This window comes from Modicisalibacter ilicicola DSM 19980 (assembly GCF_900128925.1).
In the GTDB taxonomy this organism is placed as follows: Bacteria; Pseudomonadota; Gammaproteobacteria; order Pseudomonadales; family Halomonadaceae; genus Modicisalibacter; species Modicisalibacter ilicicola.
In genome coordinates this window covers 129,293-140,453 of the sequence record NZ_FQUJ01000012.1, presented here as the reverse complement: position 1 = coordinate 140,453, position 11,161 = coordinate 129,293, and the positions used below count along the sequence as shown (strand labels likewise).

8 protein-coding genes are annotated in these 11,161 nt (G+C 56.2%); all 8 read left to right on the top strand.

Going from position 1 to position 11,161, the window contains the following annotated elements:
- A partial coding sequence (locus BUA41_RS19295; RefSeq protein WP_175546981.1) for a hypothetical protein occupies positions 1 to 2,216 on the top strand: 2,216 nt, incomplete at its 5' end.
- A gap of 712 nt (positions 2,217 to 2,928) precedes the next feature.
- Positions 2,929 to 4,038, top strand: a complete 1,110-nt coding sequence (locus tag BUA41_RS13810; protein WP_072823851.1) for a polysaccharide export protein — start codon at positions 2,929 to 2,931, stop codon at positions 4,036 to 4,038.
- Positions 4,039 to 4,043: 5 nt separating this feature from the next.
- Positions 4,044 to 4,499 (top strand): low molecular weight protein-tyrosine-phosphatase, encoded by a 456-nt coding sequence (locus tag BUA41_RS13805; RefSeq protein WP_072823849.1) that lies wholly within the window; start codon positions 4,044 to 4,046, stop codon positions 4,497 to 4,499.
- 31 nt (positions 4,500 to 4,530) lie between these two features.
- Positions 4,531 to 6,741, top strand: a complete 2,211-nt coding sequence (locus BUA41_RS13800; RefSeq protein ID WP_072823847.1) for a polysaccharide biosynthesis tyrosine autokinase — start codon at positions 4,531 to 4,533, stop codon at positions 6,739 to 6,741.
- Positions 6,742 to 7,027: 286 nt separating this feature from the next.
- Entirely contained in the window at positions 7,028 to 8,116 is a 1,089-nt protein-coding gene (locus BUA41_RS13795; RefSeq protein WP_175546980.1) for a glycosyltransferase, read from the top strand.
- Positions 8,117 to 8,159: 43 nt separating this feature from the next.
- Positions 8,160 to 9,395: a glycosyltransferase family protein gene (locus tag BUA41_RS19000; protein WP_139249132.1), complete on the top strand. Its 1,236-nt coding sequence runs from the start codon at positions 8,160 to 8,162 to the stop codon at positions 9,393 to 9,395.
- A 2-nt stretch (positions 9,396 to 9,397) separates the two neighbouring features.
- A complete protein-coding gene (locus BUA41_RS13790; protein WP_217652828.1) occupies positions 9,398 to 10,534 on the top strand; it encodes a glycosyltransferase family 4 protein in 1,137 nt (378 codons plus the stop codon).
- A complete protein-coding gene (locus tag BUA41_RS13785) occupies positions 10,506 to 11,153 on the top strand; it encodes a sugar transferase (RefSeq protein WP_072823841.1) in 648 nt (215 codons plus the stop codon). Before BUA41_RS13790 ends, BUA41_RS13785 begins: the two co-directional genes overlap by 29 nt.
- Positions 11,154 to 11,161: the final 8 nt, after the last annotated feature.

The window sequence follows — 11,161 nt, the reverse complement described above, 5'->3', positions numbered from 1 at the left end:
CCGGCGATCCGCTGACCGAAGGCGGTTTCGACGGGGTGCTGGGCGACGTGACCGATGCCGGCAAGCTCGCCACGATCCAGGACGGCGAATTGGTGCTCGCCACCTCCGACGGGGATATCGCCAAGGGCAATAGTGCCAACGACTTCATCAGGTACCTGGACCTGAGCGATGCGGCACTGAACGAGCTCACGATCGCCACGCGCTTCGATAACCCCTTCCCGGCGGCCCTGGCGGCCCAAGGGTTGCCGGCGGGGACCATTCCCAACTATGCCCAGCAGGGCATCGTCTTCGGGCTGGGTACCCAGGGCAACAACGAAGTGGTCAAGCTGGTGCTCGGCGGCCTCAAGGGCAATGCGGTGCAGATCTGGTCCAACCCGGACGCCGGGGGCATCGACACGAAGTACATGCTCGACGACCTGCTGTCGGACGCCAGCCTGGGGCTGGACGACGTGGCCGCGGTGGAGATGAGCCTGACGATCGACAAGGCGGCGGGCAGCGTGACGCCGATCGTGACGCTCTTCGGTAGCGACGGGAGCGTGCTGGGCGGGCTGCGCGCCAGCCCGGCCGCCGGCTTCGTCACCGCCCAGGCGGAAACCCTGCCCGCGGCGGTGCTGGCCAACCTGACCGACCCGGCAACCCCCACGGCGGTGGGGGTGACCTCCAACGACTACAAGACCCTGGGTTCCTACGAGGCGAGCTGGGAATACCTCGATGTCACCACCCCGGATACGACCTCCCAGCCGAACACAACCTTCCAGCCGAACACGACCCTCCTGGCGGAGGAGACCAGCACAGCCGTCGGTATCAGCGATGCGGCGCTGGTCACCGAAAATGGCGACAGCGGCACGACCACGCTGATGTTCGAGCTGAGCGCCGATAGCGCGATCAACGACACCCTCGGGATCAGCTACTCGATGGACGGCGGCGCCACGACCCAATCACGCCTGGTGACCTTCGTCGACGGAATCGCCATGCTGGGCATCGAGGTCGCCAACGATGCTGTCGATGACGGTGCGGACCGGGTCTCGGTCCAGTTGTCGAGCGTCGCCGGCGAGCAGTATGTCCTCGATTCGAGTCGCCTCACCGCCATAGGCAGCGTAACGGAAGACGAGGCACCAGCGTTGGCGAGTGCCGAGCAGGTCTTTGCCAGCGCGGCCCTGGAAACACCCGACACCTACGCTGCCGGAGCGGTCGGCTCGGCGATGGTGACCGTCACGCCGGGCTCCGACGTGCAGGAATCGAACTATGGCAGTAACTCCTTCCAGGTCACCAATACCGGGGACAAGAAGATAGCGGCAATCTATTTCGATGTGAGCACCGCCCTTTACGGCGATAGCGTGTTCGACCCGGACGGCAGGGGCGGGGACACCACGTTCAAGGCCTGGGACATCGACAGTGCCGGGGGGAGCGGCGCGCTATCACCGGCCGATTATGAACATTACTTCCTGCCGGGGGCCGATCCCGACCCGACCGATGCAAACAACAATGGTGGCTTCAGGGGGGCCTTGGTCAAGTTTTCGGCCACGGTCGACGGAGGGTTCAACCAGGGCGAGACCGTGGGCTTCAGCGGCGACATGGATCCCAACTCCATCGCGGGCATGGAGAAGGATGGTGCCAATGGGGTCGATACGGGCTCTCTGCCCGATTGGGATGTCGGTGGCGTATCCGGTGCCGAACTCATCGGCTCCCGGGTTCATGTCGCCTTCACCGACGGCAGCATGGCAAGCGCGCAATTGATGGGCGATGGCAGCCAGTCCGGGGCGAAGGCACTCGTCACCGAGGCGCCACAGAATCTCGAGGCCTCGCTCAGCGTCGACGGCATGTTGCCCGGAGAGTCGGGCACCTACAGCGGCGTGCCGACGGTGCTGGTCTCGGGGCCGGCCGACGAGTGGGTTCGGATCGTCATGACCAAGGGGCATCAGCCGGTGGCCAATACCACCGATAACCTGGCGGCTATCGTTGAATGGCGTCTCGCGGACGAGAAGTTCCCGGTCAATAATGCCGCGGAGTTCCAGTTCGTGGATGTGCAACTGGACGCTGACGGAAGTGCGGACATCTCGGACCAGTTCGTCTATGACCTCTTCCTCAACGATACCGCAAGCTTCCCCGGCGACGATGCCTTGCCGCTGGGGTACGTCGCTTCGGTGATAGACGATCCCGCCAGCTCGGGAGTTTCCCTGGGAGGGATCAGCGACCCGATCTATCTGCTCGAGTGAGGGTGGGACCGAAACGAAAAGAAGCTAGCGCAGGAGTCGATTCGCCCGACCTTCGCGATCGGATCGACTCTTGCCGGCGTTAAAAATAAAGTTAATAAAGAAGAACAAGATAAATCAGATCCCTGGTTCTTTTTATTTATCTTTTAATAAGTCTTATTTCAGGAATTTCTGGGAAAAAGCATGTTGCACCATTCGTGCCCTATGCTGACTCATAGCTGATGCAGTGGCTGGCGGCTAGGGTCACCAACTCGCTATTGCCCGAATGGCAAGCAAGCTTGCTGCGATACAGCGTCCAGGCCCCGCATCAGCGCTTCTCTCGGGGCACGAAGATCGGCTCGGGGATCGCATGGGGCCGGGACAGGGGATTGCGCGGTGATGCCTGGAATGAGTATGGCTTGTTTTTTTACTGTTTTTTTCCATTGGGAAAGCCAGATTTCTAGTCACTCAGGGGTGAGTAAAACAGGTTATGCAGGCATTTCTCAAGTTAGTAAGCTTATGTAGTCGAATCTTGGTTTTTTGTAACAATATGGTTAACGGGTGAGGAAGCCGGTTGGCAGCAAGGACGGCCTGGGAGAAACGCCGTGAGAATCTCCCGGGCGGTAGCGTGGGCGAGGAATGCTAGCGCTGATGACAACCGTGGGGCTGCCTCGGATGGAACCTGAAGTTAACTTTCCCGAGTCGTGAACTCACGTGCTGAAAGATGGAATCTACGATGAAAAAAATAACGCGAATCAGCTGGCTGGCGATTGCCGTCCTCTCCATGAGTACACTGGCCGGGTGTGCCTGGGCCCCGGGGGGGCACATCGACTACGACGCCGATGCCCCGCCCCTGGACGATCGGGTGGAAGTTCAGCCGATCACCCCGGAGTTCATCGCCACCTATCGTGAGCAGGTGAATGCCGTCAAGGCAACGAGCATGTCCACCGAGCTGAGCGAGGCGATGGATGCCTACGAGTATGAAGTGGGGCCCGGCGATGTGCTCACCATCATCGTCTACGATCACCCCGAGTTGACCATCCCGGCCGGCGCCGAGCGCAGTGCCGCCGAGTCCGGGACCGTGGTGCAATCCGACGGGACCATCTATTACCCGTATATTGGCCGGGTCAAGGTCGAGGATAGGACCGTCGATCAGATACGCCGCATCATCGCCAGTCGCCTGTCGAACTTCATCACTGACCCCCAGGTCGAGGTCAGCGTCGCGGCCTTCCTCTCCAAGAAGGTCTATGTGACGGGAGCGGTGGGCGCCCCGGGTGTCGTCCCCATCACCAACGTGCCCATGACGGTTCTCGATGTCATTTCCCAGACCGGGGGCACGAACGAACTGGCCAACCTGCATGGCGTGACCTTGAATCGCAATGGCGAAGAGCAGGAGCTTTCCTTGTATGCCATGCTCAAGGAAGGGGACTTGTCCCAGAACCGGCTGGTACAGCCCGGGGACGTGCTGCACGTGCCTACCCTGGAAAACCAGAATGTGGCGGTGCTGGGCCAGGTCCTCAAGCCGGGCAACATTCCGGTGGGCAACGAGCGGCTTTCCCTTACCGATGCATTGTCACGCGCCGGTGGCGTGGACGAGTTCCGTGCCGAGCCCTCCGGCATCTTCGTGCTGCGGGGTATGCCGGCCGGCAGCGAGAAGATCGCCACGGTCTACCAGCTCGACATCAGCAATGCGGTCTCGCTGACCATGGGCAATTACTTCCAGCTTCAGCCCCAGGACGTGGTTTACGTGACCGCTGCACCGCTGGCGCGCTGGAACAAGGTCATCAGTCTGCTGCTGCCTTCCCTCACCCTGCCGGGTGACATCGCTGGCTCCGGGGATCTTTGATCTCCATGTTCCAGTCAATCCTGGTGGTCTGCACCGCCAACATCTGTCGTAGTCCGGTTGCCGAGGCCTTGCTGAAGGCCCGGCTGCCGGGGCGCCGAATCGAGTCGGCGGGGATTGCCGTGGGCGAGTTCGAGGGCCACGGCGCCGCACCCATGGCCAAGGAGGTGGCGCAAGCCGACGGGCTGGATCTCGAGGCGCACCGTGCCCGGCAGATTCGTCGCGACATGATCGAGGCGGCTGACCTGATACTGGTCATGAGCGAAGGGCAGCGACGAAAGATCAGCGAACTCTCTCCCGCCGCTACCGGCAAGACCATGTTGTTCGGTCACTGGCTGCCAGATGGCGGTGCGCATGGATACGCCATTCCCGACCCCTATCGCAAGAGCCGCGAGGCTTTTACCCACGTTCATCAGTTATTGACCAGAGCCGCCGACACTTGGCGGGCAAAGCTTGGGGACTGACCCTATGACCAGCCTCGTTTCAGGAAACACCATGTCTCAGGAACAACAGGTTCCGGCGGCGACGCGCTATTCCGGCCAGAGCGACGAGACCGTCGACCTTGGCCGTCTGTTCGGTCTGCTGCTGGACCACAAGTGGAAGATCCTTCTCGTGACCCTTCTGTTCATGCTGGGAGGGTTGATATACGCCTTGCTGGTCACGCCGGTCTATCAGGGCGACGCCCTGGTGCAGGTAGAGAAGACCGCCACCAGCGGCAACAATTCCGATCTGGCCGTGTTGCTGGGCGAGGAAGCTCCCGCCACTGCCGCCCAGATCGAAATCCTCGGTTCGCGGCTGATCCTTGGGCAGGCGGCCTACCAGGTGAACCTCGATACCGTCGTTCGCCCGGTGACGCCGCCGCTCCTCGGCGATGCCTTGATACGTTACGACATATCGCGGCCGGGATTCGCGGCGGGACGGCCGGAAATCTGGGGTGGCGAGAGCATTCGGGTCGAATCCCTCAGCGTGGCCCCGGAACTCGTGGGACAACCCTTTACTCTGGAGGTCATTCCAGAAGGGCGCTATCAGATACTGGATCGCCAGGGAGGCGTCATCGGTACCGGCCAGGTGGGCAAGCCCCTTGAGATCGACAACCCCTGGATAGAGCTGCGTGTCGGCGATATCCAGGCTCCGCCGGGGGCGCAGTTCACGCTCCTCAAGCGCAGCCGTCAGGACACCATCGGCTATCTCAAGTCGAGATTCGAAGTCATCCAGAAGGGGACCGATACCGGGGTCCTGGAACTGATGCTGACGGGAACCGAACGAGACGAGATTCAGAGCTCCCTGGACGCCATCACCCAGGTCTATCTGGCCCAGAACATAGCGCGGCAGGCCGCCGAGGCCGAGAAGAGCCTGGCCTTTCTGGAAAAGCAGATGCCCAACGTGCGTCAGCAGCTTCTGGATGCGGAAAACCGCCTCAATGAATACCGCGCCGAACAGGATAGTGTCGATCTGACCCTCGAGACACAGAACATGCTGACCGGGATGGTCGACATCGAAGGTCGATTGAATGAACTGCAGATGCAGGAATCGGAGCTGTCGCGGCGTTTCACGCCCAACCACCCCGTCTATGCGGCGCTGCTCGAGAAGAAGGCGCAGCTCAAGCGCGAGCAAGCCAACCTGGAAGAGCGTACTGCGAACCTGCCTGAGACCCAGCAGCAAATCCTGCGCATGACGCGGGATGTGGAGGTGACTCAGCAGATCTACGTGCAGCTGCTCAATCGCATGCAGGAACTCAACATCGCCAAGGCCGGCACGGTGGGGAATGTGCGTATCATCGATTCTGCGTTCGTCGCTCCCGGCCCCATCGAACCCAAGACGTCGGTGATCGTGCTGCTGGCCACCATCATCGGTGCCATGCTGGCGGTGGGCTTCGTGCTGATACGCGGATTGCTCAATCGCGGCGTGGAGAGCCCCGAGCAGCTGGAAGAGCTGGGCCTGCCCGTCTATGCCACGGTACCCCTCTCCGAGGACCAGGAAAAGCTGATCAAGAGGGTCAAGCACCGCAGCGATCAGGCCAGCAAGCAGGTCATCGGAGGGATGCTGGCCAAGGTCAATCCCACCGACACGGCGATCGAGGCCCTGCGCGGACTGCGCACCAGCCTGCATTTCGCCATGCTCGACGCCCACAACAACTGCATCATGGTCACGGGCCCCAGCCCGGGGATCGGCAAGAGCTTCGTGAGCATCAACCTGGCAGCGGTATGCGCCCAGGCCGGCCAGAAGGTACTGGTCATCGATGCCGACATGCGCAAGGGCAATATCCACATGGCCTTCAATGACCGCTCCGAGGCGGGGCTTTCCGAGGTACTCTCCGGGAAACTGGATCTCCAGCATGCGGTGCGCAATGCCGGCTTGCCGGGCCTGTATTACATGTCACGCGGCATCGCGCCTCCCAACCCTTCGGAGCTGTTGATGCAACGCAGTTTTACCCAACTGATCGAGCAGGTCGGCGCGGAGTACGATCTGGTGATCATCGATACGCCACCAATACTCGCCGTCACGGACGCAGCGGTCATCGGCAAGCTGGTGGGGACCTCCCTCATGATGGCGCGCTTCGAGCTGAATCCCCCTCGGGAAGTCAAGGTGGCGCTGCGCCGCCTGGAAACGGCCGGCGTGAGAGTGAAGGGGTGCATACTCAATGCCATGGAGCGCAAGGCTGCCACCAGCTATGGATATGGTTACTACAATTATTCGTATAAGTAATACTTCCAGTACAGTAAGAAATCTGCGATTGCAGTAGTTTTAACCATGCAGCTTATAGGTAGATTATTTTCCAGGCAACGCGAAGTTTTTCCAGGCTATCGGCGAGGATGACGAGTGTGATGATGGAGCCTTTGTTCAATATGCTTAAAACTCCAGAGAAGGCAAAAGCATCATGTCTATAGAGAGTAGGGGCAAGGGAATGCCTTCAACGTGGAACAAGTGCGTCTATAGGTTTTCATTGTAAGGGGCGATGGTAAATAATTTTTTAAAGAAGAGGAGTTATGCCTTGAATATAATCTATTGTTGCCCTTTCGATACAAGCATACCAACAGGTAAGAATCGAGCGACTCGACATAAGATAGAGGCACTTAAAGAGATAAGTAAAGATACATTTATCATTGTTCCTGGAGGGAAAGGAAGGCACTTCTCTAGAGTTTTTACAGGGGTGTTGTGTGAGCTACGTTGTATAGCAACTATTCTTAAGTATAAGAAAGATATTGATTATTATATTAGCCGCGGGGATGTCGGGATTTTTTCGGTCCCCCTGGCGAAGTTTTTTGGCATTCTTACAATGAGAGAAATTCATGCCGGACCATTCGAAGAGCTGAAGCTGCTAAAGAAGCCGAAACTGGTCAAGTTCTATCTGAAATTTATTTTCTATTACTCGTTTTTGGTAAACAAGAAAGCAGATGTCCGGATATACAATAACCCTATGCTTAAAGAGTATTTTATCAATAAAGGCTGGGGAAACGAAAATGATGTTGTGGCATACAATGGCGGTAGCCCGGACGCAGTGGCTTCAATCGACAAGAAGTTGGCGATGGAGAAGTATTCCTTAGATCCTGGGTGCAAATATTTGGTCTTTGTAGGATCTACCAGCAAATGGCGTGGTGTGGATCTGCTAGTCAATTTACAGCAAGAGTTTGATAAAAACAAAGAGCCCATAAAAATTATCTGTGCCGGAGGAGAGATAACAAAAGATGTTGATCCTGACAGAGTCTTGCACAATATTTCGCCTCTCGACGATGTGGGCTGTGCTGAAATAATAAAGTGCGCAGATGCCTGCTTGCTTCCAGTCGCAAATAATCGTGTTAGTCCAGGCAGTCCACTGAAACTGTACGACTATATGATTAATGGACGTCCCATCGTTGCTCAAAGTGAGATGCCTGGCTATTCAGATGAGATAGAACGGTACGATGTCGGTATAGTCGTTGACTTCTATAATCCAGAAGAGGCGAGAAGAAAAATCGTAAACTTTCTGCAAGAGATGCCGAAGCTCGAGATGTACTCTAAAAATGCTGAAGAGTCTTTTTCCGAATATAGTTGGACATCGCGAGTAAAAAGCTGGTTTGTGAGTTTTTCACGCGCTGTGTAAATAATGAGATTCACCTAATGCTGAATTTTGCCCGAGGTATCATGTGACAGCTTTCCTGTTCTTATCCTTGCTCTACTTGATGGCATTAGGTGTCGTCTTGGTCTTTGGCATTAAATATAAAAAGTTATTCTTTTTACTGCTTGCAGCATTTGTCTTCCGTTGCATATTGCTGCTTGTCGATTACTATGATATTTATGCATTGCCAGGTAGCGCGGATGATGCAGCAATGTTTATTGAACGCGCGAGGCAGTGGTCAGAGTTGAGCTATGGAAAGATACTGGCAGAAGCAGGTACTTCTCATTCATATAATTACTCCGTTCTAGGTGCAATTTTTTTCAAGGCGTTTGGCTTCCACAGTATGATATTGCCGGCATTCAATCTGGTTGCCGGAATGCTGGTTGTTTCTTTGACCGGAGCCTTGGTCTATAAGATATGGAATATGAGAGCTGCTCAATGGGCAGTTTTTATCATAGGGTTGTATCCCTTTTCGGCAATCAATTCGGCAATCGCAATGCGCGAGGAACTATCCATTCTCTTGTTTTTGGTTGGGTTGTATTATTTTATATCCTGGCTGCGTGAAGAATCTGTCATGGGAGTTTACGTAAGTCTTTTTTTCTTTTCGTTTGCGACGCTGATTCATCCGGGATGGGTGGCAGCAATTGTAGGTGTAGGTGCGTACTCTTTATATATAATAGTAAAATCGATTCCACTGTTTTTACGTGGTGATAGGGTGACTACTCGCTATTTTAGCAAGCTGGTATTCTCTGCCTCGATTATCTTCTTGTCCGCCGGATTAGCAGTTGCTGGTGGTGGTATAAAATTGGGGAAAGGCATTTCGGTTGGAACGGAGGGAGGGCCTGAGCTATCAGAGCAAATAGAGTCACGCTTTGCAGGTGCCCCGGAAGGCGGATCCGCTTACCCGTCAATAATAGCAACCGGAAATCCTGTAACACAACCTTGGCTTATCCCTGCAAGAATAGTGTACTTCCTTTATGCACCATTTCCTTGGGATATCAAAAGTGCTAAGCACTTGTTGGGATTGGTGTCTTCTTTTCTAATGTTGTTTCTTACATGGCGAATTATCAAAGGATGGAAAGACATACAACAAAAGCGAGAATGCCTAGTGCTATTGCTCATTTTGGCAAGCCTGGTACTTATCTTTTCGATAGGTGTCTCCAATATAGGAACGGGGATTAGACACAAGACAAAGTTCATGGCCTTGTTTATCATCCTCGCAGCCTCTTCTTTCGATACAATAAGAGTAAAGATAAGGAGATGATCTTGGATGTACTCTTCGTGGCAGGGAATGCGCGTTCACTGATCGCCAATCGCGGCGACTTGATCAGGGAAATGCAGGACTCGGGAATGGAGGTCGCGGCAGCCGTCCCTACCAGGGACTATTTGCCGGAAGTGAGAGCGCTGGGGATAACCGTATTTCCCTTCGACATGGGGCGCACGGGAATCAACCCAATCAGTGATCTTAGGGCGCTGGTGATCCTTGCGCGTCTCATGATGCAACACAAGCCCAAGGCGGTATTCAGTTATACCATCAAGCCCGTCATCTATGGATCGATAGCCGCCCGTCTGGCCCAGGTGCCTCGTGTCTATTCCATGGTGACGGGCCTCGGCCACGTCTTCACGACCTCTTCGCTACGCACGAGGATCATCCGCCTGCTGGTAACGCGGTTATATCGCTTGGGTGTCTCATGTAGTGACGTCATCTTCTTCCAGAATCCGGACGACGAGAACGACTTCACTCGCCTGGGCATCGTTCGCGATCGTCGCAAGATCGTGCGAGTCAATGGTTCCGGCGTGGATACACGGCTTTTCGCGAGGGAACCTCTGCCCCGGGACGCGCCGGTATTCCTGTTCATCGGAAGAATGTTGACCGAGAAGGGAATCGCCGAATTCGTCGAGGCGGCCACCAGCGTCAAGAAGCGCCACCCCGAGGCCCGCTTCATCGCGGTGGGGCCTCATGATGCCAGCTTGCCGCACGCGGTCAAACGTGCTCAGCTGGAACAATGGAAGAGCGAGGACGTGGTCGAGTTCGTCGATGGGGTCAAGGATGTCAGGCCTTGGCTGGCCAAATGCTCCGTATTCGTGCTGCCTTCCTATCGAGAAGGGACTCCAAGGTCGGTGCTGGAGGCCATGAGCGTCGGCCGCGCCATCATCACGAGTGATGCCCCGGGCTGTCGCGAGACGGTAGTCGATGGCAGCAATGGTTTTCTGGTGCCTCCCAAGGCAACGAAGCCCTTGGCTGCTGCCATGACACGCTTCCTGGAGTCGCCAGAGCTGATGACCACCATGGGGGAGGCATCCCGAAGAATCGCTGAAGAAAAATACGACGTACGCAAGGTCAACCGAGTGATCATGGGAGCGATGAAGGGTAATGAGAAATCGATCAAAGCGCCTGTTTGATGTCACCGTCAGCGGTATCGCCCTCTTGCTGCTGCTTCCCTTGCTGCTGTTTGCGGCACTCTGGATACGCTTTGACAGCAAGGGGCCAGTCGTCTTCAAGCAGCGCCGTATAGGAAAGAACAAACAGCCCTTTCAAGTATTGAAGCTGAGAACGATGATAGACCGTTCTCCTGCCGAGATCGATCAGGTCAACGAGCGTGTGATCGTCAATGACCGGGACCCACGCATCACTCGCTCCGGACGGTTCCTGCGAAGCACCAGCCTGGATGAACTGCCTCAGCTCTGGAATATCCTGCGCGGCGACATGAGTATCGTGGGGCCAAGACCCATCATTCCCGAGCAGCTTGAAGTCATACCACGAGAATTCGAAAGCCGATTCGAGGTACTGCCGGGATTGACGGGGCTTGCTCAAGTACGCGGTCGCCGAAGCCTCGGTTGGCTGGAACAGCTGAAAGCCGATACCGAATATGTCCATCGCTATGGCTTCTTCTATGACATCTGCATCATCCTGAAAACGGTTGTCGTCGTCATCAAGGGTTCCGGCATCTATGGCAGAGAGGCGGAAAACTGGCGTGCGTACCGCGACAGGGTCAAGGCCCAGGACGGGCAAAAACGGTAGAGGGAGCT

What these genes read in the sequence shown, in the direction of transcription:
- BUA41_RS13785 (WP_072823841.1), top strand. Translation starts at nt 10,506, where the DNA reads ATGAGAAATCGATCAAAGCGCCTGTTTGATGTCACCGTCAGCGGTATC.
- BUA41_RS13810 (WP_072823851.1), top strand. Translation starts at nt 2,929, where the DNA reads ATGAAAAAAATAACGCGAATCAGCTGGCTGGCGATTGCCGTCCTCTCC.
- BUA41_RS13800 (WP_072823847.1), top strand. Translation starts at nt 4,531, where the DNA reads ATGTCTCAGGAACAACAGGTTCCGGCGGCGACGCGCTATTCCGGCCAG.
- BUA41_RS13805 (WP_072823849.1), top strand. Translation starts at nt 4,044, where the DNA reads ATGTTCCAGTCAATCCTGGTGGTCTGCACCGCCAACATCTGTCGTAGT.